The 23,679-nt window shown below is 61.8% G+C and carries 24 protein-coding genes and 1 tRNA gene; 10 read left to right on the top strand and 15 right to left on the bottom strand.

The genetic code is table 11. The features are described 5' to 3' along the window. Positions 1-7: 7 nt before the first annotated feature. From PSN43_RS12745 to PSN43_RS12725, 5 genes are all read right to left on the bottom strand, one after another. Positions 8-373 carry an NADH-quinone oxidoreductase subunit C gene (locus tag PSN43_RS12745; RefSeq protein WP_272701115.1) on the bottom strand — a complete coding sequence of 122 codons (366 nt, stop codon included), beginning with the start codon at positions 371-373 and terminating at the stop codon, positions 8-10. Positions 374-391: 18 nt separating this feature from the next. Beyond that, positions 392-835 (bottom strand): NADH-quinone oxidoreductase subunit B family protein, encoded by a 444-nt coding sequence (locus PSN43_RS12740; RefSeq protein WP_272701114.1) that lies wholly within the window; start codon positions 833-835, stop codon positions 392-394. Between the two features lie 3 nt (positions 836-838). Then, a complete protein-coding gene (locus PSN43_RS12735; protein WP_272701113.1) occupies positions 839-1,687 on the bottom strand; it encodes a respiratory chain complex I subunit 1 family protein in 849 nt (282 codons plus the stop codon). Further along, positions 1,687-3,585, bottom strand: a complete 1,899-nt coding sequence (locus tag PSN43_RS12730; RefSeq protein WP_272701112.1) for an NADH-quinone oxidoreductase subunit 5 family protein — start codon at positions 3,583-3,585, stop codon at positions 1,687-1,689. The genes PSN43_RS12735 and PSN43_RS12730 overlap by 1 nt, the downstream gene beginning before the upstream one ends. A 328-nt stretch (positions 3,586-3,913) precedes the next feature. Continuing rightward, complete coding sequence (locus PSN43_RS12725) at positions 3,914-4,591, bottom strand: phosphoadenosine phosphosulfate reductase family protein (protein WP_272701111.1); 678 nt, start codon at positions 4,589-4,591, stop codon at positions 3,914-3,916. Between the two features lie 478 nt (positions 4,592-5,069). Here PSN43_RS12725 and PSN43_RS12720 point away from each other — a divergent pair. The 3 genes from PSN43_RS12720 (at position 5,070) to PSN43_RS12710 (ending at position 6,693) form a co-directional block, all read left to right on the top strand. After that, positions 5,070-5,146, top strand: a tRNA-Arg gene (locus PSN43_RS12720). Between the two features lie 117 nt (positions 5,147-5,263). Beyond that, positions 5,264-6,244, top strand: coding sequence for a 2-hydroxyacid dehydrogenase (locus PSN43_RS12715; RefSeq protein WP_272701110.1), 981 nt, complete (start codon positions 5,264-5,266; stop codon positions 6,242-6,244). 197 nt (positions 6,245-6,441) lie between these two features. Then, positions 6,442-6,693, top strand: a complete 252-nt coding sequence (locus tag PSN43_RS12710) for a zinc-ribbon domain-containing protein (protein ID WP_272701109.1) — start codon at positions 6,442-6,444, stop codon at positions 6,691-6,693. 83 nt (positions 6,694-6,776) lie between these two features. Here the strand turns inward: PSN43_RS12710 and PSN43_RS12705 are convergent, their stop codons facing one another. The 6 genes from PSN43_RS12705 to PSN43_RS12680 all read right to left on the bottom strand — a co-directional run bounded on the left by PSN43_RS12705 (position 6,777) and on the right by PSN43_RS12680 (position 12,807). Beyond that, a complete protein-coding gene (locus tag PSN43_RS12705) occupies positions 6,777-8,543 on the bottom strand; it encodes a M14/M99 family metallopeptidase (RefSeq protein WP_272701108.1) in 1,767 nt (588 codons plus the stop codon). Then, positions 8,494-9,201 carry a hypothetical protein gene (locus PSN43_RS12700; protein ID WP_272701107.1) on the bottom strand — a complete coding sequence of 236 codons (708 nt, stop codon included), beginning with the start codon at positions 9,199-9,201 and terminating at the stop codon, positions 8,494-8,496. Before PSN43_RS12700 ends, PSN43_RS12705 begins: the two co-directional genes overlap by 50 nt. Next, positions 9,198-10,457, bottom strand: coding sequence for a L,D-transpeptidase family protein (locus tag PSN43_RS12695; RefSeq protein ID WP_272701106.1), 1,260 nt, complete (start codon positions 10,455-10,457; stop codon positions 9,198-9,200). Before PSN43_RS12695 ends, PSN43_RS12700 begins: the two co-directional genes overlap by 4 nt. Positions 10,458-10,514: 57 nt before the next feature. Then, positions 10,515-11,072, bottom strand: a complete 558-nt coding sequence (gene pyrE, locus PSN43_RS12690) for an orotate phosphoribosyltransferase (protein WP_272701105.1) — start codon at positions 11,070-11,072, stop codon at positions 10,515-10,517. A 4-nt stretch (positions 11,073-11,076) separates the two neighbouring features. Beyond that, entirely contained in the window at positions 11,077-12,372 is a 1,296-nt protein-coding gene (purB, locus tag PSN43_RS12685) for an adenylosuccinate lyase (protein WP_272701104.1), read from the bottom strand. A gap of 123 nt (positions 12,373-12,495) precedes the next feature. After that, positions 12,496-12,807 (bottom strand): FmdB family zinc ribbon protein, encoded by a 312-nt coding sequence (locus PSN43_RS12680; RefSeq protein ID WP_272701103.1) that lies wholly within the window; start codon positions 12,805-12,807, stop codon positions 12,496-12,498. A 429-nt stretch (positions 12,808-13,236) separates the two neighbouring features. On the opposite strand from PSN43_RS12680, the gene PSN43_RS12675 reads away from it, so the two are divergent. Next, the gene (locus tag PSN43_RS12675) at positions 13,237-13,740 is read left to right on the top strand and encodes a hypothetical protein (protein ID WP_272701102.1); all 504 of its coding nucleotides are present in this window, start codon (positions 13,237-13,239) and stop codon (positions 13,738-13,740) included. Between the two features lie 75 nt (positions 13,741-13,815). Here PSN43_RS12675 and PSN43_RS12670 read toward each other — a convergent pair whose 3' ends face one another. Both PSN43_RS12670 and PSN43_RS12665 read right to left on the bottom strand, forming a co-directional pair. Further along, positions 13,816-14,061 carry a hypothetical protein gene (locus tag PSN43_RS12670; protein WP_272701101.1) on the bottom strand — a complete coding sequence of 82 codons (246 nt, stop codon included), beginning with the start codon at positions 14,059-14,061 and terminating at the stop codon, positions 13,816-13,818. A 171-nt stretch (positions 14,062-14,232) separates the two neighbouring features. Further along, the gene (locus tag PSN43_RS12665) at positions 14,233-14,826 is read right to left on the bottom strand and encodes a hypothetical protein (RefSeq protein ID WP_272701100.1); all 594 of its coding nucleotides are present in this window, start codon (positions 14,824-14,826) and stop codon (positions 14,233-14,235) included. Between the two features lie 175 nt (positions 14,827-15,001). Here PSN43_RS12665 and PSN43_RS12660 point away from each other — a divergent pair, with 175 nt between their 5' ends. From PSN43_RS12660 to PSN43_RS12640, 5 genes are all read left to right on the top strand, one after another. Beyond that, positions 15,002-15,274, top strand: a complete 273-nt coding sequence (locus PSN43_RS12660) for an acylphosphatase (RefSeq protein ID WP_272701099.1) — start codon at positions 15,002-15,004, stop codon at positions 15,272-15,274. 114 nt (positions 15,275-15,388) lie between these two features. After that, on the top strand, positions 15,389-16,804 hold the full coding sequence (locus PSN43_RS12655) for a HAMP domain-containing sensor histidine kinase (protein WP_272701098.1): 1,416 nt from the start codon (positions 15,389-15,391) through the stop codon (positions 16,802-16,804). 12 nt (positions 16,805-16,816) lie between these two features. Then, entirely contained in the window at positions 16,817-18,205 is a 1,389-nt protein-coding gene (locus PSN43_RS12650) for a sigma-54-dependent transcriptional regulator (RefSeq protein ID WP_272701097.1), read from the top strand. A 113-nt stretch (positions 18,206-18,318) separates the two neighbouring features. Then, positions 18,319-19,272: a chemotaxis protein gene (locus tag PSN43_RS12645; protein ID WP_272701096.1), complete on the top strand. Its 954-nt coding sequence runs from the start codon at positions 18,319-18,321 to the stop codon at positions 19,270-19,272. A gap of 24 nt (positions 19,273-19,296) precedes the next feature. After that, positions 19,297-20,886 carry a DUF885 family protein gene (locus tag PSN43_RS12640; protein ID WP_272701095.1) on the top strand — a complete coding sequence of 530 codons (1,590 nt, stop codon included), beginning with the start codon at positions 19,297-19,299 and terminating at the stop codon, positions 20,884-20,886. Positions 20,887-20,914: 28 nt separating this feature from the next. Here the strand turns inward: PSN43_RS12640 and PSN43_RS12635 are convergent, their stop codons facing one another. Beyond that, the gene (locus tag PSN43_RS12635; RefSeq protein ID WP_272701094.1) at positions 20,915-22,654 is read right to left on the bottom strand and encodes an HD-GYP domain-containing protein; all 1,740 of its coding nucleotides are present in this window, start codon (positions 22,652-22,654) and stop codon (positions 20,915-20,917) included. A gap of 30 nt (positions 22,655-22,684) precedes the next feature. After that, positions 22,685-23,065, bottom strand: a complete 381-nt coding sequence (locus tag PSN43_RS12630; RefSeq protein ID WP_269942857.1) for a response regulator transcription factor — start codon at positions 23,063-23,065, stop codon at positions 22,685-22,687. Between the two features lie 322 nt (positions 23,066-23,387). Between PSN43_RS12630 and PSN43_RS12625 the strand changes: the two genes are divergently transcribed. Next, the coding region (locus tag PSN43_RS12625; RefSeq protein WP_272701093.1) for a hypothetical protein at positions 23,388-23,679 on the top strand (292 nt) is incomplete at its 3' end.

The following is a 23,679-nucleotide window of genomic DNA, read 5'->3' as shown; positions in this document are numbered from 1 at the left end:
CAGCCCCCTATTTCTTGGGCTCGATCTTGACGTTGGACACCAGGGGAACCTGGGTGACCTCGGGGTCGAGATAGAGCGTGCGGTTGAAGTCGAGAACCAGGCCGTCGAACTTGACGTCCCACTGGTCGCGGATTTCGTTTTCCACCAGGAGGGCGGCGAAATAGACGCCGGACACGCTCGGGATGGGCTTGTCCATATCGGCCAGCAGCCGCAGGTGGGTGATCTCCAGGTTCTTGTCGAAGTGGTAGAGGATGCCGATCTTGTCTCCTTCCTGATAGGTGGAGTACGTGACAAGCCTCTGCCCGTCGTTCTTCATATTCATGACTTCGCCAACAAGGGTGTCGACGGTCACATCTATAACTTTACCTTGCATTGAATACCTCGCGTGAAGCTACTTGGCTTCTTCGACTTTCTGGGCGAACTTGGCGAGTCCCGCCACGACGCCGTCGATGATGGCCTCGGGCTTGGCCGGACAGCCGGGAACGTAGACGTCCACGGGGATGACCTTGTCCACGCCGCCCACGACATTGTAGGCTTCGCGGAAAATACCGCCGGTGTTGCCGCACGCGCCGATGGCGATGACGGCCTTGGGCTCGGGCATCTGATCGTAGATGTTCTTGAGCACCTTCTTGTTCCGGTGGTTGACCGTGCCAGTGACCAGAAGCACGTCAGCGTGCTTGGGGTTGCCGACGTTGACGACGCCGAACCGCTCCACGTCATAGAGGGGGGTCAGGCAGGCCAGGACCTCGATATCGCAGCCGTTGCAGCTACCGCAGTCGAAGTGCATGATCCACGGCGATTTGGCGCGAGATTTCTTTATGAATGATCCGAACATGATTTACCCCGCGTACAGCCAGATGAGGTTAACGACGGACATGCCCATGCCGAGCAGCCAGACGCGCTTGATCATCCAGCGCCAGGTCATACGGGCCATGGTGTTGTCCACCAGGATTTCGAGCATGTAGGTGGCCGCGAGCAGAAGCGCCATCCAGGCCACGTTGGTATGCCAGAAGAGCGCGCACAGGCCGAGCACCAGGATGGTCTCGTACCAGTGGGCGATTTCGATCAGGCCGAGGTAGGGGCCGGAATACTCGGTGAGCAATCCCTTGACCAGTTCCTGATGGCCGTGATGGGAAGTCGAGAAGTCGAACGGGGACTTCCGCAGCTTGATGGTCAGGGCGTAGCCCAATGCCAGGTACAGCAGCGGCATCTTGGCCAGCAACGGCGTCTCTTGGGCCCAGATGGCCTCGATGGAGAAGCTGCCGGTGACCATGTAGAAGCCCACGAAGACCAGGACCAGTATCGGCTCGTAGGCCAGGACCTGAATCAGCTCGCGCTGCGCGCCGACCTGGGCGTACGGGGACTTGGTGGACATGGCGCCCATGACCAGGAAGACCGCGCCGATGGCCTGCACGAAGATGACGAGCAGCAGGTCGCCCTGAGCGAAGAACAGGGCCACGGAAGCGGCCGCCGCCACGAGGTACACCCAGGCGCAGAGGATCTGCCACTGGTTGACGACCATCTTCTCTTTTCCGAAGAGCTTGGCCACGTCATAGAAGGCCTGCATGATCGGGGGACCCTGCCGCGACTGGAACCAGGCGGTTACGCGACGATCCAGACCGGCGAGCAGGCCGCCCGCCAACGGAGCGCCAACAAGTCCGATGATGACGAGAATGAGAGTTTCCATTAGAGCGCCCCTCCCAGCATGAGGACGATCAGCGCGACCGCCATTGCGTTGAAGATGGGCGTGAGCTTGGGTTCAGCGAACAGCTCGCCCAGATAGAGGTTGCCGGTGGAGAACGGCACGTCGCCGTTCATGGGACCGACGTAGGTGCCGTCAGCGGAACTGTTCACCCCGCTCACGTAGGGCGGCATGATCTTGACCCTGCGGTAGCCCGAGGCCGCCTTGACCGCGTACAGCAAGCCAAGACCGAGAACCAGGCCCAGAGGCACCACCACAAAGGTGCCGTGAGCGGACTCAAGGGAGCCGAAGCCCACGGTAAAGGGAGCCGAACCGATCCAGGGAGCCAGCAAGGAGTTGTAGATCCACGGAGAGGCCAGGGAGAGGACCACGGTACCCAGGCACAGGGTCATCAGCGGAATGCGGATGAGCAGAGGCTGGGATTCCGGCCGGGCGCCCTGCTCGCGGGTGCCCATGAGGGAACCCGCCCAGCGGGCCAGGTACACGACCATCAGGGCCGAGCCCAGGGCCAGCATGACCACCACGAAGATGTTGCTGTCGGCGGAAGCCTCGATGGCCATCCACTTGCCGAGCAGCACGCCGAAAGGCGGCAGCATCATGGAAAGGATGCCCGCGATGGTGATGAGGGCGGTCCGGGGATGCTCGCCGTACAGGCCGCGCATGTCCTCGATGTCACGGGAACCGATGGCCTGCTCGATGGTGCCGACGCACAGGAAGAGCAGCGACTTGGAGATCGCGTGGAAGAGGATAAGCAGGATCGCCGCGGTCAACGCCAACGGGGTGTTGATGCCCGCGCAGCAGATTATCAGGCCGAGGTTGGCCACAGTGGAGTAAGCCAGGATTTTCTTGCCGTTGGACTGCCCCACGCCGAGAGCTGCGCAGCTGAGGAAGGTGAACGCGCCGCACAAGGCGATGCCCGTCGACAAGAAGGTTCCGGCATAAACCGGAGCAAACCGCAGCACCACGAAAACGCCCGCCTTGACCATTGTCGAGGAGTGCAGGAGCGCGGAAACCGGGGTCGGAGCGACCATGGCCCCGAGCAGCCAGGACTGGAACGGGACCTGGGCGGCCTTGGTGAAACCGGCCAGACAGAGGAAAGCGACGCCTGTGACCATCATGGCTCCGGAGGGACCGAGGGCGAGGATCGCGGAGATGTTCAGCGTACCGGCATGAGCGTAGACCAGCATCATGCCGACAACGAAGGCCAGGCCTCCGAAGGCGTTCATCCACAAGGCCCGGATCGAATTCTTCGTGGCGATCTCGGTGGCGTCATGCCCGATGAGCATGAAGGAGCACAGGGTGGTCACTTCGAAGAAGAAGTACATCCACAGGATGTTGTTGGACAGGACCAGACCGTTCATGGCGCCCAGGAACAGCAGCATGAAAAAGAAGAACCGCGGCTGGCGGGTCTTCTTCAATCCCAGATGCTCTTCGTGTTCCTTCATATAGGGAATGGCGAAGACGCAGATGAGGGAGCCGATGATCGATACGACCAGGACCATGATCAGTGCGAGTTGGTCGCCCATCAATGCGGGCACCGCCTCGTGGCCGACCATAACCGCCTCGAACCAGACGAGCAAAGCGGTCTGGGCCAACGTGAAGCCCTGGACGAGCAGGCTTTTGTGTTTGTAACCATAAAAGAAAATGAGCCCCAGCAGCACGAAATCCAGGACGGTAACCAGGAAATCACTGCCTATGCCCAGGAATGAGCCGATCTCGATCGGCGCAAACGTCCCCTGCATAAGCAGCCCCAACGACGCAAGCGTCAGGATGCCCCCAGTGGCGAGTACGGTCAGCTTCCGCACGGACGAAGACCGCACGAAATAACAGACCGTCGCCGCTGCCATCGGCAGCAGGATGAGAAGCACTAACAGATTTGACATGAAGACCTCGTTTCAGAAGATGAAGAACGAGTACAGCAGGCACCTGGATTCCGGTTCACCTCCAACCGAAAACCAGTGCGTTTGCACTTACCCCTTAGCCTAATAAACACTTGTCCTTAGGTGAAGTTGACACCCAGGTCAAGGCCCGAACCGAACTTTTGCCTCATACTCAGGCACACTGCAACAGACCGTATCTACACACGATTTTGCACAATTTGACGTTTTTGATAAAACACGTCTCGAAAAAGTATGGAATTTAGTGAAAAAAAGCACAATACCCACCTGACATGGCCTCCGAGTGATTCGCCACCCGGACTATGAAGACTGCTCAGAAGTATCCGAGATTGGTCAGGGCGGACAGAACCGCCTCCTTGCCTCCGGCCCGGCCGGACCGTTCGCCCCCCTGCACGTCGGGAAGCGTGGTGCAGGGGCGGCAGCCAAGGGAACGGTAACCTTGATCGTAGAGTTCGCAGTACGGCAGGCCGAAGCGGGCGTGGAAAGCCCAGACGTCGGTTTCGGTCCAATCGAGCAACGGGTTGACCAGGGTGTGAGCCGGGTCGCTCCGCTTCTCCATCTCTTTTCTGGTCAGGCGATCCGGGTGCTCATCCCGGCGAATGCCGGTCAGAAGGAAATCGGTCCCGGTTTCGCGCACCGCCTTTTTCAAGGGCTCCACCTTGAGTTCTCGGCAGCAGACGAGCGGATCGCGGGCCAAGGGATACCCGTCCAGGGAAACGGCGGGACGGGCTACATGAAGGTCCACTCCCCACGCCTCGGCCAGTTGGTCGCGGAAGGCGAGCACTTCGGGGAACTTGCAGCCGGTATCAAGGTTGATGGCCCGGACAGGGCCGTTGCCGGCGTGTTCGACCAAGGTTTTCCAGATAAACAGGACAACGGTGGAATCCTTGCCTCCGGTCCAGGCCACGCGTACCCGGGCGGGGTCTATGCGGTCGGCCAGAGCTGCAAGGAGGGTTTCGCTATGCAGAACTTTCTCTTCGAGAGTGGACATTAAGTTGTTCCCGTATGGTTGTTTACACACCAACGTTGCCGCACCCCACCGCCATAGGCAAGGGGAAAATACATCTCGTTCAACACAGTTCCCCACATCCTCCCGCGCGACCTCCCATGCGCGCGTCCAGAGCAGGCAAACTCCTCATTTTCTCCCTCCGGGAAGAAAAAAATGATCTTTTTTTGAGCATCAACCCGAACACGGACAAACCCGATCAATGGAGAAAATGAGTCGCCGGAATTTTTTCCCATTCTGCCAAAATCACTTGGCGGCGGGCCTGGTTAGCCCACGGCCCTGGGCATGATCTTCGATTATCGCCCGTATGACGCGGTTTTACGGCGGTCCGTCATCCGGCTCGACGGGACAGACGAAAGCCCGCGCCGTGAGTCACGGGAAGATTTTCTCGGACAAATTTAAAAAACTGAAAAAAAGCGCTTGACGTCCGACGAGGTTACGCATAGACATGCATCTCGTTTGCGCGCCCGTGGCTCAGCTGGATAGAGCATTCGGCTACGAACCGAAAGATCGCACGTTCGAATCGTGCCGGGCGCACCACGCTAGCAAAGTCCCCCTGTAGGTCAACCTACAGGGGACTTTTCAGTTGCGCCAATCGGCGATTGACTCCTTGGACGCCTGACCGCATTCTTTGGTTGAACATCCAAGGAGGAAAGAATGGATCGACCAAAGGTGTACGTCACCCGCCAAATCCCCGAAGAAGGGCTCGCCCTGCTCCGACAGGTGGCCGAGGTGGAAGTCAACCCCGTGGACGCCCCCGTGTCCCGCACCGAACTGCTTGAAATAATCGCCGACTGCCAGGGAGTCATCGGCCTGCTCACCGAGAGGATCGACGCCGAGTTTTTCGACGCGGCTCCCAAACTCAAGGGATACGCCAACTACGCCGTCGGCTTCGACAACATCGACGTGCCCGAAGCCACCCGGCGGTCAATGCCCGTATCCAACACCCCGGACGTGCTGACCAACGCCACCGCCGAATGCGCCTGGGCGCTGCTCTTCGCCGTGGCCCGCAAGGTCATCCCCGCGGACCGGACGATGCGTTCCGGCGACTGGCCCGGCTGGGGCCCCCTGCAATTCATCGGCGGCGACGTGTCCGGCAAGACCCTGGGCATCGTGGGCGCGGGACGCATCGGCACGGCCATGGCCCGCATGAGCCGGGGATTCGATATGCCGATCCTGTACACAAGTTCAACCAACCGGCGGAACGAAGCACTGGAATCCGAGCTGAACGCCCGCCTGGTCTCCTTCGAGGAGCTGTTGGAGGCGTCAGACTACATATCCCTTCATACCCCGCTCAATCCCGGCACCCGGCATCTGTTCGGGTCCGACGCCTTTGCGCGCATGAAGCGGACCGCCTGCATCATCAATACAGGACGCGGCCCCGTCATCGACGAGCAGGCCCTGCTCCACGCCCTGAAAACCGGGGAGATCGCCGGAGCAGGCCTGGACGTATATGAAAATGAACCCGCCCTAACGCCCGGCATGGCCGAGCTGGAAAACGTGGTTCTGCTGCCGCATATAGGTTCCGGCACAGCCTCCGCGCGAGCCGACATGGCCGTGCTGGCCGCCCGCAACCTCATCGCCATGCTCGAAGGCCGGAAGCCCGAGACCTGCCTCAACCCAGAAATATACGACTAGTCAGCCGGGCTGCATGGTCCGCCGACAACCGCCCGCCGCTCTCGACGCGCGGCGGGCGGCCTGCGGCGCTCTCCGGTTCAATTTTGAACATACGGATGTTGTCTCTCCGGGCGTGAAAAGTCCTTGCGTATGCAAAAATCGCAAGCGACAGGAATAAGGGGTTTTCCCTGCACACAAACTGTGCTAACCGCCAGCCCATGAAATGCCCTAAATGCGGGACGGCCATCCGCCCCCAGGACCGTAAGTGCCGCCGGTGCGGCCAGGCTGTGAAACGGCCTATCGACGAGATCACGCGGAAAATGACGCTTTCCCCGCGTCTGGCCGTGACTTCCGGCGTGCTGCTCATCCTCGTGGCGGCGGCCCTGCTCCTGTACGGCGCGGTGGAGTTCGGGGCCGTGCTGCTCTGCTTTGGCGTGCCGCTGGCCCTCATTGGCCTGCTCATGCGTTGACCCGCCCGTTATCCTGAACGCGACGAGCCCCGCCCGGAAGAATCCGGACGGGGCTCGTCGCGTTCAGGGACCGGCGTCACGGGTTATTGCGCGCGCGTCTCCCGGCTGGCCAAACCGCCTGCGGTAAACGTCATGCTCCCGATATCGCCGAAGGTTGTGGCCTGGCGCACGGTCAGCTTGAGTGGACGGGTGTAATCAACCCGGAAAGAACGTCCTTTTTCCAAGGGCACGTCCCCGGCCAGGGCCACCAGCTTGTCGTCCGGGCCGTTGCTCCATGCGGACTCGAACACGTAGTCGCCTTCGGGCAACCTGTAGCTGCCGCCGGAAATCCACGGAATAAGCAGGTTTTGCCCACGCTCGTCGCCGAGGCGCAGGGCAAGGACAGTACGCGGCAGAATCTCGACGTAGAACGTGGACCTTGGCACACCGGGCGTCTCCCGGACGACCCGGAACAGGGTTCCGGACGAACGGTCTTCCTCAAGGGCGTACTTGGACATGAAATTGTCGGGGTCCAAAATGATCTCCCAGCCAAGGTCCTGGCCGTTGTTGGCCCAGGGGATGGCCACGAACCCCTTGAGGTTGACCACTTCCTTGAGGTCGCTGCCCCAAATCCCTTCGAGAATGAGCTGGTCGCCGAGTACGGCATGGAGGGTTTCGCCCTCGCGCACGAAAATTGGGTTGCCGTTGAGCCAACAGACGAACACCGGGGTATCGTCGCCCGGCGCGTTGGGAAGCCTGCCGGTCCAGCGAACCTGCGCCTCGGCTACCTTGCGGCCGTCGGAGCGCAATTCCAGCTCTGAGAACTGTTCGAGAACCATGCGCCGGGCGTTGATGAGGTTCACGCCAGGCCGGTCCGAGGCGAACAGGGCAAGTTCCGGAGCGAACTCGGTCGGTCCGGCGGAAACCTGCTTCACGGCCAGGGTCGAACCCGGGGCCAGATTAATGACCTTGTCCTTGCCCAGGGTGCGGCCGTTGACCATGACCGTCACACCCTTCCGGGCATAGGCCTGCACATCCTCGTCGGTGAACTCGGGCGGAACCACTTCGACGCCGAGACGGTGAAGAAGCATGATGGTGGCGGTCAACTGCTGCCGGACCTTCCAGTCTATCTGAATGATGGACTTGGAGACCTCCACGGCCACGGCCGGGATGTTGTGCTCGGCCAGCGCGTAGCAGGTCAGGGATTTGCGCATCTCGGGATAATTGGTGCCCTGGTCGAAGGTCCTGGTGTTGAACAGCCGGAACTTGTAGTCGCTCATCCCGATGTGGTTGTTGAGTTCGTCCAGCACAGGGGCCACGGTCCCGGCCAGATCGATCTGGTTGTAGGCCAGGGTGTCCACGATGAAGGACTGTCCGTACCGCTTCGGGTTGCGCAGGTTGTCCACGTAGGTCGGGTTGTAGAAGCCGCTGCCCTCGTGCAGATGGATGAAGGCGTCCGCCTGGTTGAGGAGGTAGCGGATGACCCGGGCCACGCGGTCCTCGTAGAAGCGGTTGTAATTTTGGTCGAAGCGGCGGTTCATGTCCACGTTGATCTGCCGCTTGCGCAGGTTGATGGACGGCACGTTGGCCCGAGGCAGGACGATCAGGTTGCCCCGCAGGACCTTGCCCTGTGAAAGGAGTTGGGCGGTGATGTACCCGGCGGTTTCATCGCCCTGGATGCCGCCCTGGACCATGACGGTGGGCCCGGGCTGCCCGCCCTGGAGATAGACGACCTTGAGAGGGTATTGTGTGCCCGCGAAAAATGAATGCTCCCACGATCCTGCGTCGGCCGGGGAGGCGAAGGAGAGGAAGAGGATCAGGCTAAGAAGCCAGAATGTGGTAGAAGGGATACGTTTCGGCGAAAACGACATCTCCATCCTTTCCCTTGATTTCAAGCCGCAACCCGAAGAGATCCTTGCGCTCCATGCCTTCGGGCAGGAGGAAGGTGGTTTGAATGCGCTTGAATCGTTGAATCTGGAACGACAGGTCGTCCTTGTTGGTTTCGGCGTCCTCGGCCGCGCCGCCCTTGGTCAGAAAGATGAAGTCCGCCTGCCCGGCCATGGACTTGGTGGCCTGGAGGTTGTTCAGCTCGAAGGAGACGGTCAGCTTGCGCCCCGTCAGCTTGGCCTGCATGTTTTCCACGCCGACCTGGCGGGTGTCGGCGCGGGTGAAAATCTTGTTCAGGTTGATTTCCTCGCGCGGCTCGGGGTGCTCCGCCTCGGTCGTGGCGGCGGACAGGAGGGATTGCAGTTCGGTAGCGTCGTAGGATTCGAGGATTTTCTCCATGTTCCCCAGCCGTTCCAGACGCACTTCGGCGTCCACCAGACGCTGTTCCAAATCCTTCTTCTCGGTTTGGAGCGCGGCGTTGATCCGGAACCCGCGCACTCCCATATAGATGCCGCCTGCGGCGCACAGAAGCAAAAAGACCTGGCTGAAGACAAACATCTTCAGCCAGAACGGGCTTAGGCGATATCGGGACACGTCCCGGTCATCGCGCATGAAGAGCACGCTGTACTTGGAATCGCTCATCTCATCCGTCTCCACTGCTCACTGTCGATTTTCCAGGAGTCGCCTTCGGGTACCAGGATCAAGGTCTTGCGGCCTCTGTCCTCATACCCCCCGGCATCGGCGAAAACCTGGTCAAAGGCCACCTTGAGCCCCATGGGATGCAAAGCGACTTTCAGGTCATCAATTTCCAACCTAACAGGAGGCTTCTTGGCCCACAACGTCTTTTTGTAATCGGCGATATCGGCCGCCCCGCGACGCCCTCCCTGGTCGGCGTCCCGCTCGTAGAAACTCCCGTATGCGGCCACGTCGGCGGCAAGCCACGCCTCGCGCCATTTCTCCACCAGCTCCCTGGCCTCGACCGTCTTGGCGGCCAGATACTTGCCGTCCAGTTCTTCGGTGACGGGGACGTACTCGCGCCCGGCGATGCGCCAGCGGCCCTGCTCGTCCTGCACCCAGTAGAACCGTTTGCCCGTGGTGGAGGCCATGCCCCTGGTCCGGTAATACTGGTCGAACCAGGTCACCCAGTAGCCGGGGCCGGGAATGGCCCTGACGTTGTCCACCATGACGTGTATCCAGGGCTGGGCGGAGAATATGTTGCGCTTGTGCGCCTCGAACCCGTCGAAATCGAGTCCCTCGGACATCTTGAGGAGCGGCTCGTCGTAATAGGAAAAGAACGCCTCGTCCTTGGCGCCCCAATCGCGGGCCCAGGCTTCCAGGGTCTTGACCAGATTCATGGCCGTGATCTCGCTTTCGCCCGGCTCCGGGGTCCAGTCGACGTCGTCGGCTATGACCACCGGAGTGCCGTAGGCCGCGTCCAGGGCCACGTTCTTCATGTCCGGGACCTTGAGCGCAACGCAGCCGAGCGTATCGCGGGGCAGGAAGGTCTTGCCCCGGCCGTGCAGCCAGATGCCGGAGCCGGTCTTGCCCTTGATGCGGTCGATCGGATTGGGATAATTCAAGGAATAGGCGATATTTCCGTAGAGATCCCAATCCAGCTCGCGGTTGATGCGGCGGCCGACGAAATAAACGCCCTCGGGGGTGCGCATATCGCCTTCAACGGCCTTGTCGCCCAGGGACTGCCCTGTGGTACAGGGAAAACGCCGCACCTCGTGCAAGGGCGACTTGCGTTCGAGCACGATCAGCTCCTGCGCTCTCTTGTCCACGGCGATGATTCGCTCCGGCCCGTAGGAATGGGAGGAAAGCAACGGCGTCCAACCCCCGGCCAGGGCCGTTGTCGCGGACATAATGAGTGTCAGGACGATGAGTGCTACCCGCATGTGCTGTTACTACCCGCTCCTGGTTTCACCAAACCGGCTCCCGGCGTTCCGGCGAGCCTATTTCCCCGCAGCCAGCAATTCCTGGCGGGTGAAGATGGCGTCGAGCTCCAGCCCGGCCTCCTTCAGCCGCTCACGGCCGCCTTCCTCGCGATCGAGGACGGCCAGCACGCCTGCAATCTCGAGCCCGGCATCGCGCACGCGCTCGGCGGCGGTTATGAGCGTGCCGCCGGTGGTGCAGACGTCCTCCAGCAGGACGACCCGGTCGCCCTCGCTGAAGTTGGCCAATCCCTCAAGGTACTGGTTGGTGCCATGACCCTTGGCCTTCTTGCGGATGATGAAACCGGGCAGCGGCCGTCCTTCCAGGAAGGACACCACGGTCACTGCGGAGACCAGCGGGTCCGCCCCGAGAGTCATGCCGCCCACGCCCTGCACCTCGTAGTTCTTGAGCATCTCCACGAAGAGCCGCCCGATGAGGTAGCCGCCCTCGGCATTGAGCGCGGTCTGCTTGCAGTCGAAGTAATAGTCGCTCTTCTTTCCCGAAGTCAGCGTGAAATCGCCTTCCTTGTAGGAGAGCTTGAGCAGAAGCCTTGCCAGCCGCGATTTGAGTTCCGTCATCCTGTTATCCCTCGAAGACGCGATGGAAAACCACGTCTTCATAGCGTTTGTAATACGAAGGGTCAAAAGCTTCGTCAAGTTCGTTGGAACCCAGATGTTTCTTAACTTCCGGGTCGTTACGCACCTCGTCCTCGAACTGGACGCGGTTTTCCCAGCAGCGCATGGCCACGCGCTGCACCATTTCGTAGGCTTCCTGCCGCTTCAGGCCGGTGTCGATGAGCTTGTTCAGGACACGCTGGGAATAGAAAAGGCCGAAGGAGCTGAGCAGGTTCCGCTCGATGACGTCCTCCTTGACCACCAGCCGTTCCAGAACCCCGGCCATGCGGTGCAGCATGTAGTCGATGAGCGCGGTGGTGTCGGGCATGATGACCCGCTCCACGGAGGAATGGGAGATGTCGCGCTCATGCCACAGGGCCTGGTTTTCCATGGCCGCAAGGGAGTTAGAGCGGATCAACCGGGCCAGGCCGCAGAGGTTCTCGGCGGAAATGGGGTTCTTCTTGTGGGGCATGGCGGAGGAGCCCTTCTGGCCCTTGGTGAAGCCTTCCTCGACCTCGGAAACCTCGGTGCGCTGCAAGTGGCGCAGCTCAAGGCCAAGCCGCTCGATGCCCCCGGCCAGCATGGCCAGGGAGGTAAAGAACTGGGCATAGCGGTCGCGCTGCACGATCTGGGTGGAGTGCGGGTCCGGCGCAAGGCCGAGCGCGGCGCAGGTGCGCTCTTCGAGCTCGGGACCGGAGTGGGCGAAAGTGCCCACCGCGCCGGAGAGCTTGCCCACGCGGATGTTCTCGCGGGCCGCCTCGAAACGCACCTTGTGGCGGGCGAACTCGGCGTAGAAGCCGGTGAACTTCAGGCCGTAGGTGGTGGGCTCGGCGTGGATGCCGTGGGTCCGGCCCATGCAGATCAGGCCCTTATGCTTGTAGGCAAGGCCCTTGAGCACCTCAAGGATGCGGTCGATGCCTTCGGAAATAATCACCCCGGCACGGGTCAGGAGCAGCCCGTTGGCCGTGTCGACGATGTCGGAAGAAGTGCATCCCAGATGAATGTAACGGGAGCTCGGCCCGACCTTTTCCTCGACGGCGGACAGGAATGCGATGACGTCGTGCTTGGTGGTCTGTTCGATCTCCAGGATACGGTCGACGTCGAAATCCGCCTTCTCGTGAATCTCGTCGCAGGCGGCCTGCGGGACCCTTCCCATTTCGGTCCAGGCCCTGACCACCGCCAACTCCACCTCAAGCCAGACCCGGAACTTGTTTTCCAGGGTCCACAACGCCCGCATCTCCGGACGGGAATACCGTTCAAGCATCGTCTCTTTTCTCCATTTTTGGGTGCTCGCCGCGCAAGTGGTACACTATGGCAACGGAGCTGTAAAAACTCAAGTGGCGCGGAGCCAATAAAAAAGGCAGCGGGTGCTGCCTTTGGCGCGTGTCTAGGACGCTGAACCTGCGCTCGATGTATCCGCCTTGGCGGGACAGGCCGGGGCCGCTTGCGGCTTGGCCGAGGTCTCTGATCCGCCGCTGTCGGCGGGCGACTGCGCTTCGCCGGGTTTGTTCCCGGCGCTCGTTCCGCCATAACCGTCGGCGTACCAACCGCCTCCCTTCAGATGAAAGGAAGAGTGGGAAATGAGTTTCTTGGACTCGCCCCCGCACTCGGGACAGCGCATTTCGTGTTCTTCGAACCCGGACTGCCACTCCTCGAACACGGCGTGGCAGGAATTGCATTGGTACTCGTAGATGGGCATGACTTAAAACGTTCCTTCGATGACAAAGGCAAAAATTCCAGCGCCTCATGCGGGGCGCTAACAAGCCCCGGCGCCGTGCGCGCAACGCACGGCCCGGCGGGGAAACGCGCCGGCTTGGGGGCGCGGCGCGGACAAACGACTGGGTTAGGCCTTGGCGGCCTTGGCTTCCCGGATGCGGGCCTTGATGGCCTTCTGGCGGCGGTGACGCTTGCGATCCAGTTCCTTCATGCGCTCATGCTTCTTGTGGCGTGCCATGGTTATCTCCTTAGATATTTAGGCCCGGTATGGGCTTTTCTTTCTTGCGAGCCGCACTTCATATAACAACTGCATCCGCTTTGTCTACCCCCGGCTTGCCGGATTTCCCCTTGACTCGAAACGGTATGATGACCATATTCCCGAATCCAAGCATAAATTCAAAGGAGCAAGATCATGCTCAGAAGCGTCAGCGTAAAGAATGCCATCAACGATGCCCTCGAAATCTTCCAATTCGACCAATGGGTAAGGTTCTATTTCACGGTTGATAAAGACGGCGGATTGCGAATAGAAATTCCGGAGGAAAAGCTGCGGAAACTCGAGGCGGAATACCCTGTCCTCTACAGGTTCGCGGACATGGTCAACGACGCTCCCCTCGACTACAAACGCTCCCAGGACAACGTCTGCTCCTTTGTCGCGTCGCGCCTGGACGGCGAGAAGTACGAAGCCACGGTCCTGCCGCAGGTTTTCGACGACGCCCGGTTCAAGGTGGAGATGTACCTGTTCAACGTGTGGCAGAAAATGCACGAGCCGCACCTGGACGAGGAATACCTCGATTTCAGCGAATGGATGGAAATGTACGAGGGCTGGAACTCCCTGGACGAAGTCAAGGAGTACCGCTCCAAGCTGCTCGAAAGCGGCGTGGATCCGCAGACCCCCGCCTGCGGCACCGCCCAGTAGCCCCTGCGCAAGCGCGCGAAAAAGCCCCCTCGACCAATAGGTCGCGGGGGCTTTTTCGCGCGCTTCGACACACGGCTATTTCTTCTTTTTAGGCCGCTTTTCAGGCTCCCGCTCCACGCCGGTGACCTTGCCGCCCTTGCCCTTGATGATAACCGTCTTGTGGTGCTTCTCGTCCCGGTCTCCGTGCACGGCCTGGCCGTTTCTCCTGTCGCCCTGTTCGGAGGCCGCGAGCAAAGGACCCGCCGGGAAACGGACGTCCGCGGCCCGGACCGGGGAGAGCATCACGAGAGTGAGGACTGTCGCCAATAGTATTTTCTTCACTCGGGCCTCCTGCGCCCTTCAAGCAAAGGGCGTTCCCAAATGAAATCGCTGCGACTTCAATGCGTTGCCCATGCCCGACTTTTCGCGCGCGCCCAAAAATGCGCACCCGGGAACCATACGTTCCCGCTCGGGGCAATGGTATCCGCACCGCTTCCGCGCGTCAACGGCGGGTCAGTAGCGGAGCTTGTCGTCCAGGTAGACCGAAAGCACGGCCTCGTCCACGGCGCGGCGGGCCTTGGCGTCGCCGGGGTCCACGGAGGCGGCGAAAGCCAACATGCCCTTTCGGGTGTAGACGATGTAGGCCAGATTGAGTTTGGTCTCGCCGTCCCGAGAGACCTCGGTCTCGATGCGCAGGGTCTTCTTGTCCTTGAAATAGGAGGCGTCCTTGAAGACCGTAACAGGATCGCCGGGCAGGCGAGCCTGGTCGCGAATGGACCGGGTCAGGGAGCGGATCAAAAATCTATTGAAGTTGGAGATGTCCGAGGCCTGCATCTTGCGGCCCGGCTTGACCTCCACCAGAAGGGAGCATCCCCGGCCGTCGGCATTGACGTAGCCGGCTTTCCAATCCGGGGCCATGCCCTGGACAGGCCACGGCATACGCGCCCGCTCGGCCGAGTCCAGATAGTCCGCCGAGGCTTCGGTCCAATCCTGGGGCAGCCAGATGGTATAGCCCACGTCCGGGTTGCAGTAGGGAAGCGACGCCCAGACCGGAGCCGAAAAGATGATCATCGCGATCACGGCGACAATAAAAAACAATATACGCATTGGGGGATTCCTCCGCTTCACGACTGTGAAGCGCTCAGAGCAGAGTTAGACCATACACGGCCCGGCCCGCCATGGCAACCGCCAATGCAGCCATTTTCTCGGCCTTCCCCTTTTCTCTTTTCTGATTTTGTCCTATAGCGACAGATAAGCGGAAACACGAAATCGGAGGTTCATCATGCTGAGCTACACTTGTATCGTCGAAGGCAAGGTCACGGGAGGCAATTTCCAATCCTGGGTTCAGAGCACCGCCCAACGCCTGGGACTCAAGGGCTGGGTACGGAACATAGCCGACCGCAAGGCCGAAATCCTGTTGCAGGGCGAGGCGGCGATGTACGCGGCCTTCCGCGAGCACCTCAAGACCGAGGCCCCCATCGTGGACAAGATCGAGATCACCTGCAACTCCTTCGACCACGACAAGACGTACGACGTATTTGAAATCCGGGGCTGATTTCCCGGCCCTCGATCAACCGGCCCGCCCGCTGCGCCCCACGGCGTGACGGGCGGTATCGTTTGCCGCGCGCTTCGATTGCGCCCCCCACCCGGATGCGGTAGGAGACTTGCCATGCCCGAGGCCCGCCACCTGAATATCGCAACCAAGCTGACCATCTGGTCATGCGCCCTGATCGCGGTGTTCTTCGCCACCTCGGCCTACCTCTTCCGCCAGGTCAGGCAGGACGCCGACATCGCCGCCCTCATCGTCACCGAAAACCACGCCTTGGACTCGGCCATACAGCGCATGCTCGAACGCCTCGGCAACGTGCAGAACAACATCCGCCGCTACCGCATCCTGGGCGGCGACCAGGCGGCGGTGAGCTTCATCGTCGAAGACCTGACCCGGTTCGGGGAAATCCTCAACGAGACCATCCGGGAACATCCCCGGTACGCCGAAGAATGGAAGGAGCTGACCTCGGAATACGAGATCACCCTGGACCCGGCCAATTCCCCGGGGGACAACCTGGCCCCCGACGACACGGTCCGCGACTGGACCGACATCCTCGAACAATCCCTGCTGGACAACCAGGCCGACCTCGAAGCGCGGTTGACCGCCCTGCGCGACGCGGGCCGTCACGCCGCGAACGTGGGCATGTACGGGCTGGCCTTCTGCCTGATCGTGGGCGTGGGGGGCAGCCTGCTGCTGGCCTATACCCTGAACCGCTCCCTGACCGAGGTGCGTCGCGGCATCCGCGAACTCGGCGAGGGAGCCGCTCCACGGGACGTGCGCATCCTGTCGGGCGACGAACTGGGGGAGCTGGCCCTGGCCTTCAACGCCATGGCCGCGCGACTCAGACGCGAAGAGCGTATGCGCGCCGACTTCATAGCCATGCTCTCCCACGAGATACGCACCCCGCTGACTTCGGTGCGCGAGGCCGTGGACCTCATCGGGTCCGGCGCCTTCGGCGAGGTCAACGAAAAGCAGAAGCGGTTCCTGGACATCGCCGAGCAGGAGTCCGACCGGCTGTCCGCCCTGCTGACCAGGCTCCTCTCGGTCTCGCGCCTGGAGGCCCAAGAACTGGAACTCGCCCCGGAGCGCATGGACGCGGCGGAATTGGTGGCATCCACCCTGGAACGGATGACGCCCACGGCCAAGGCGGCCCATGTGGCCCTGAATGCGGATGTCGAGCCAAAACTCGCCGTCCGGGCCGATCCAGAGCACATCCGCCAGGTGTTGACCAATCTGGTGGGCAACGCCGTGAAGTTCTCCGGCCGGGATGGATCGGTCCTGGTGAGCGCCGTCCGCAGGGACGGGGAAGCGGTCTTCAGCGTCGCGGACGACGGGCCGGGCATCCCGCATGACGAACAGGAGCGCATTTTTCTCAAATACTACCGCGAACCCGGCGTGAGGGAGAGCATCGACGGGGCCGGGCTGGGCCTGGCCATCTCGCAACGCATCGTCCTGGCCCACGGGGGCCGCATCTGGGTCGAGAGCGAACCGGGCCGGGGTTCCGTCTTTTTCTTCACACTGCCCGCCACTTCCTGACGAGGAGCATCCATGAGCGCGAAACCGGACATTCCGACCATACTCGTGGTCGACGACGACGAAAACATCCTGCAGGTGCTCGAAGCGCGCCTGCTTTCCTCCGGGCTGAGCCCGCTGCTGGCCGACCGGGCCGAGACCGCGCTGGAAATGCTGGCGGACGAGCCGGTGGACCTGATCGTCTCCGACGTGAAGATGCCCGGCATGGGCGGACGGGGGTTGCTCAAGGAAGTCATGGAAAACTGGCCGCACATCCCGATCATCATGCTCACGGCCCACGGGACCATCCCGGACGCCGTAGGGTCCATCCAGGATGGGGCTGCCGATTACCTGACCAAGCCGTTCGACGGCAAGGAGCTGGTCCGCCGAATCCGCGCCAGGCTCGAAACCCGCGGCGAGGCGGCTCCGGGCGGCGCGCCCGGCGCGAAGCCCGCTGGACGGCCCTCTTCCCGCCCCGCCCCCAAATCCGGCGCACACGGCCTGATCGGCGGACAGGCCCCGGCCATGGCCCGGTTTCTGGAACGGCTGGACAGGGTTGCCCGCTCAACGGCCACGGTCCTGCTCTTCGGCGAGTCGGGCACGGGCAAGGAGATGGCCGCGCGCATCCTGCACGACGCCAGTCCCCGTGCGGGCGGTCCCTTCGTGGTGGTGGACTGCGGGTCCACCCAGCCCACCCTGCTCGAAAGCGAACTTTTCGGCCACGTCAAAGGGTCCTTCACCCACGCGGTCAAAGACAAGAAGGGGCTCATCGAGGAAGCCGACGGCGGGACCCTGTTCCTCGACGAGATCGGCAACATCTCCCCGGAGATGCAGACCCGGCTGTTGCGCTTCCTCCAGGAAGGGACCATCCGAAGAGTGGGCGACAACGGAGAGCGGACCGTGTCCTGCCGGGTCATCGCCGCCACCAACGCGAACCTCCCGAAGATGGTCGCGGACGGCGGGTTCCGCGAAGACCTCTACTACCGCCTCAAGGTGGTTACGCTAACCATCCCTCCCCTGCGCGAACGGCGCGAGGACATCCCGGCCCTGGCGGACGGGCTTCTCGAACGCCTCTGCGCACGCCAGGAACGTCCCCGCGCGAAGCTCTCGGACGCGGCCCTGCGCCTGCTCGAGAATCATCCCTGGCCGGGCAACGTCCGGGAGTTGGAGAACACCCTGGAGGCGTCCCTGGTCTTCTGCGACGGGGAAACCATCGGAGCCGAAGATCTCCAGCTCGAAACGCCGTCCCCCGGCTCGCCGCATGTCTCCGGAGAAAGCCTCTCCCTGGAGGACAACGAGCGTGAAACGATCATCCGCGCCCTCAAGGCGGCGGGCGGAGTCAGAAAGGTCGCCGCAGACCGTCTGGGAATCAGCCGCCGGGCCATACATTACAAAATAAAAAAATACGGCATCGACGGAGAATAGCTGCCTTTCCACCGGGAATAGCCCCATGTCCGGGGTTGCGCACGGCAAACCGCTTGTATATGTTCTAGGTCACTATACCGGCGGGTCCGCAGAGGCCCTGGAGACACTTGTTAATGAGCGAAACCAAGATCCTGTTGGAGTCGGGCACCAATGAGCTCGAAATCGTCGAATTCTATCTCGACGAAATGCGCGCGAAAGGCGGCTACCGGGGGTATTACGGCATCAACGTCGCCAAGGTCCTGGAAATCATCCAGATGCCCGAGCTGACCGAGATGCCCGAAGCGCCCCACGAATCCGTGCTCGGCGCGTTCACTCTCCGCAACGAGGTCATTCCGCTCATCGACCTGACGGGATGGCTGGGCAAGACCCGCGCGGAGAACGAGCCGCCCAAGGTCATCGTCACCCAGTTCAACCGCACCAAGAGCGCGTTCCTGGTTTCGGGCGTGACCCGCATCCACCGCATAGGCTGGCAGGAGGTGGAGGCCCCCACCAACTACGTCTCGGCCCTGACGGTCAATTCCATCACCGGCGTGGTCAAGATTTCCGGGCGGATCACCTTCATCCTGGACATGGAAAAGATTTGCATGGACCTCAACCCCGAGGGCGAGCCGGACCTGGATCCCTCCCACGCCGTCAGGGAGACCATAGCCCACAAGGAATACCGGGTGCTCCTGGCCGACGATTCCGCCATGGCGCGCAAGATGATCGCCAACATTCTGACCTCGGCCGGTTTCAAGGTCCAGACGGTGGAAAACGGCGAAATGGCCCTGCAATACCTGCTCAAGGCCAAGGCCAAGGCGGCCGAGGAGAATTGCTCCCTGGACCGGTTCGTGAACCTGGTGGTCACGGACATCGAAATGCCTTCCATGGACGGGCACACCCTGACCCGGCGCATCAAGGAAGACGCAAGCCTCAGAAGCCTGCCGGTCATCCTCTGTTCTTCCATCATCACCGAGACCCTGCATCACAAAGGCATGGCCGTCGGGGCCGATGCGCAGATTTCCAAAGCTGAACTGAGCGAACTCGCCCCCCGGGCGATGAAACTGCTCGAAACCCAGGCCGACTAGACCGGACCCCGAGGCAAAGAACGCATGAAACCCGGAATCGCCAAAAAGTTCTTCGCCTACCTGGCAAAACACTATCCGGTAATGTGCGCCTCGGGCGCATTCCCGCTCATGCCGCCCGTGACGGACGCTTCCAAACGTCTCGACCGGCTGGACGATCTTTCCCGCAAGGGCATCCCCCGCCACCTGGCTTCCCTCGAATCCTTCCGCCAAACCTTCCTCGCCGAAGCGGACAAGGCCACGGACCCGCTGGACAAGGCGCGGGCGCAGGCCCTGGCCATGAACGCGGGCGGCGCCATCGCCGAGCTGGACGGCATCCGCGCCTGGGAACGGGCGCCGGAACTCTATCTCCAGGTGGCCTTCACGGGACTCGAACAGGCCGCCGACCTGCCCGCCAAGAACGAACGGGCCAGGCAGAAGCGATTCATCGCGCGGCTCAAGGCCGTTCCCGCCCTGCTCGCCCACGCCACTGAAAACGTCGAAGCCGCCAGCGCGGCTGGGCGGGCCAACTCCCAGACCATGGTCCGGGACTGCGCCCGCTACCTGACCGAACTGAGCGGCACGGAACTGGGCCACGCGGGCAGGGCCCCCCGTTTCCTGGCAGACGCCCTGGCCTCCCTGCGCGAATATGACCGTTTCATCACCTCCAGGCCCGTGATCCCCGACCCGGATGGACCGCCCTTCAGCTACACGGCTGAGCACGTCCTCGGCACGACCCGATCCGTGGAGGAGTTGCGCGACCTGGCCGAAGCCGATTTCGACGCCCGGCTGACCTCCCTCAAACGGCTGGAATCCTCGATCGGCGGCGGGTCTTGGCTGGAACTGTACGAAGGATACGAGGGCCCGCCGACTGACGGTCTCGCTCCCCTGGACCTGATTATCCGCGAGATACACCGGCTGCGCAGCTTCGTGCAGAACGGCCCTCTGTCCGGGGTCTTCGCCGATTCCGGCCTGCGCATAGAGCCACAACCCCGGCACATGGCGTCCGGCCTGCGGCCCATTCACCATGACCCCGTGCTCGGGGCCTGGGAAAACGAGCCGTCCCGCTGCTACGTCAGTCCTCAGATTTTTACCGGCAACAGATTCCGGGACACCCCCGCCCACCTGGCCCGCATTCGCCGCGAATTCCCCTTCCTTACGGCAATGCAGACATACCCTGGACGCCACCTGCTCGATTCCCAACGCCGCGCGCTCGACGACCCGATCCTCAGCCAGGTGACCAACCCCCTGTTCATGGCGGGCTGGCTGGCTTTCTCCGAGCATCTTCTCGATGAGCTGGGCTATCTGGAAACCGATCTGGACCGGCTGGTCCGCCATGTGCGCGGCCTGCGCCGGGCGGCCCTGGCCCGCATCGACTGTGAACTGGCTTCGGGCAACCTGGACCAGGACCACTGTCTGGCCATCCTGGACAAGGCTGGGTTCACCAGGGAGGAAGGAATGGCCGAGGCCAAGCTCATCCGCATGGCCCCCGGCCACAGGGTCATGCCCATTCTCGGCCTGCACGAGCTGACCGAACTGCGGCGCGAATGGCGGCTCGACCTACCGCTCTTCTGCAAGACCCTGTTCGCCGAAGGGCAATTGCCCCTGCCCTGCATCGCGCGCCGACACATCCGCTGACCGCATTCACGGCGCGGTCCGGCTTTATCTAGAGGCTGGACAGATTGCCGAGGGACGACAGGTGGGTGGCCCTGGTCACCTTGACCTGATCGGAAAGCATCTCGATGCTTTCGATATTCGTGAGGAAAAAATTGGTCAGATCGGCGTCGAGCTTGCCTTCATCCACTTCCTTGCGAAGAATCTTCATGGCTTCGCTGCGGGTGTATGCGGGCTTGTAATGCCGCTCCTGGGTGACCGCGTCGTAAATATCCACGATGGCCATAAGGCGGCTCTGGAGCAGGATTTCCTCTTTTCCCAGACCGTCAGGATAGCCCGAACCGTCCAGCCGCTCATGGTGCTGGCGGATAATGGTCAGGAGATTGCCGTAGCCGTCCTGCATGGGGATATGCTGCAAAATGCGCTCGCTCTCGGCCGGATGACGCTGAATCTCCCTGCGTTCGTCCCTGGTCAAGTTGCCGTAGGTGAGCAGCAGGTTTTCCAATTCGTCATCATACAGATAACGCAGATCGGTCCCGTTGCGGCGCATGACCCTGGCTCCCAGCTCGCGGACGAAATCCAGATCGGCCGCGTCCGGGACCATGGCCTTGTTCACGTCGCAAAGGCAATTATAGGCCCTTCCCCAATCGAACTCGTCGAACTGGCCCAAAAGCTGAAAGCGGGCCCGGACGACGTCCATGCGCCGCTCGGACAGCCTGGTGCGCTTGGTCAGGACATCCTCCTTGATGCCGATCTTGCCCACGTCGTGCAGAATGCCCGCGTAATAAATCTCGCGCAGTTCGTCGTCGCTGAACGCCTCGCCCCGATATCCGCCAGCTTCGTTCAGTGAGTGGGCGAAGGCCACGGCCAGATGGGCCACCCGCTCGGAATGTCCGGCGGTGTAAGGGTCCCGCGAATCGATAGCCTCGGCCAAAGCCTGGAGGATGGCGTTCATGAGCTTCTGGATGCCCTCGAAGTTGAAGGCGTTCGAAACCGAAATGCCCGCCACCGAGGCAAGGGTGGACAGGCTTCGCCGATGAGCGGCCTCGAACACCCCCGTGTTTCTGGACGCGAGGATGAGCGCGCCCTCGCATCGATTGGGCGAATTGACGGGAATAAGGATCATGGACCCGAGCCCCGGGAGTTCGCCGTCCCAACGCGACTCCTTTTCCAAATCATTGACGATCTCGGCCCGCCCCGAGGCGACAACCTCCTGGAACAGGGCGCTGTCCACCATGGGCTGAAGATAGGTGCCGAAGGGAAAACCGAATTGCACGGCCAGACGGAACATCTTGCGGCTTGGCTCCAGCAGGAAGATCATGCCCAGCTCGCCTGGATAGTTCTCCAGCCGACACTCGTCTATGAGCGCGTTGACCACGTCCCGCATGTGCAGGGAAGTATTGATATTCGGCACCGAGCGGTGCAGCAGGGCCAGCTCGCGGTACTTGGCCAGCGCCTCCTCGGCGATGGAACGCCGCGCGCGCTCCATATCCACGAGTTCCTGGATGGAATAGGCGACGAGATCAAGCAGGTCGGCCCGCCCGGTTCCGTCGTCGGGATCTTCGGAGCGCAGGAACAACCGGCCCGAATGCGTCTCGTCGAAGCGGATCGGAACGCTGAGGACCCCCGGTTCGCCCGCGCCGAACCCATCGGCCGAGGCCGGGCCTTCCACGATGAGCACTGCACCATCGAAACTCATGGCCAGGGAACACCGCCCGCCGCTCAGCCTGGCCGCCTTACGCAGAAGATTCCGCAATACGCCGGGACGTATGTATTTTTTGAGAACTATCATGAAAAAAGATCGATTGCCGCTAAAATCCGGCTACAATTCGAGGAGCTCCTTGGATACCCGCAGAATCTCGTCGGGATCGAACGGCTTGGTCATGTACATCATGGCGCCGAGTTCCAACCCCTGTTTGCGGTCAACTTCCTGTCCCTTGGCCGTGAGCAGAATGATCTTCACATCGGCGAGGGAGGCGTCGTCCTTGATGATGCGGCAAACCTCGTAACCGTTCATCTTGGGCATCATGATATCGAGAAAGACCAGATCGGGGCGTTTGCTGCGGATGAACTCCAGGCCCTCCTCCCCATCGGAGGCGGTGTACAGGTCAACTTCAAATTCGTCCTCAAGCTCCTCAAGCGTCTGCTCAAGCAGCATCTTGATGTGAACCTCGTCATCAACAATGAGGATCTTCTTGGCCATTACATAATCTCCTTGAAGTGTACCGGTTGAAACAGAATCGAGCTTTGCTCCCCAATGGCGCGACCATGCCACAAGAATGCGGGGTATCGCAATTGGAATAACGGGAACGGCCCAATCGTCATGAATCCGGGACGGCAAAATGACCTCCGACGCGAAGGCGATGCGGGCTGGTCCGGCTTTTCCGCTGAAGTCGGCGGAATACGCGCGGGGCCTTTGATGCCGCCCTCGGCCGGAGCCGGATATCCTCAGGAGCGGCGCTGGCCGCCCCGCTGCCGGCCCCGCCCTTGCCAAGCCAGGGCATGTGCAGTAATTCAACTAGTCCATGCAGGACGCCCGGCGCGCCATGCATTCCAGCACCGCCCCGCCGTTCCGCACCGAAACCATCCACCAGGAGTACACGACCGCCATGTGTGGTATCGCCAGTTTCTTAAGCAATAAAAAATGGTTGGAGACGCCGGACGCCGACTGGCTCTTCGCTCTCGACGCAGCCTTCACTGCCATCCGTGAAACCCCGAACCTTCTCGACGCCGCCAAGCCTCTGGGCGAGCTGGCGGAGCGGTTCTACGAGCTCATGTCCTTTGGGCTGCATATGCGGCTCGTGGGCGATCCCGAAA

The organism is Desulfovibrio sp. Fe33 (genome assembly GCF_028532725.1).
Classification (GTDB): domain Bacteria; phylum Desulfobacterota; class Desulfovibrionia; order Desulfovibrionales; family Desulfovibrionaceae; genus Pseudodesulfovibrio.
This window is presented reverse-complemented; position numbering and strand designations above follow the sequence as displayed.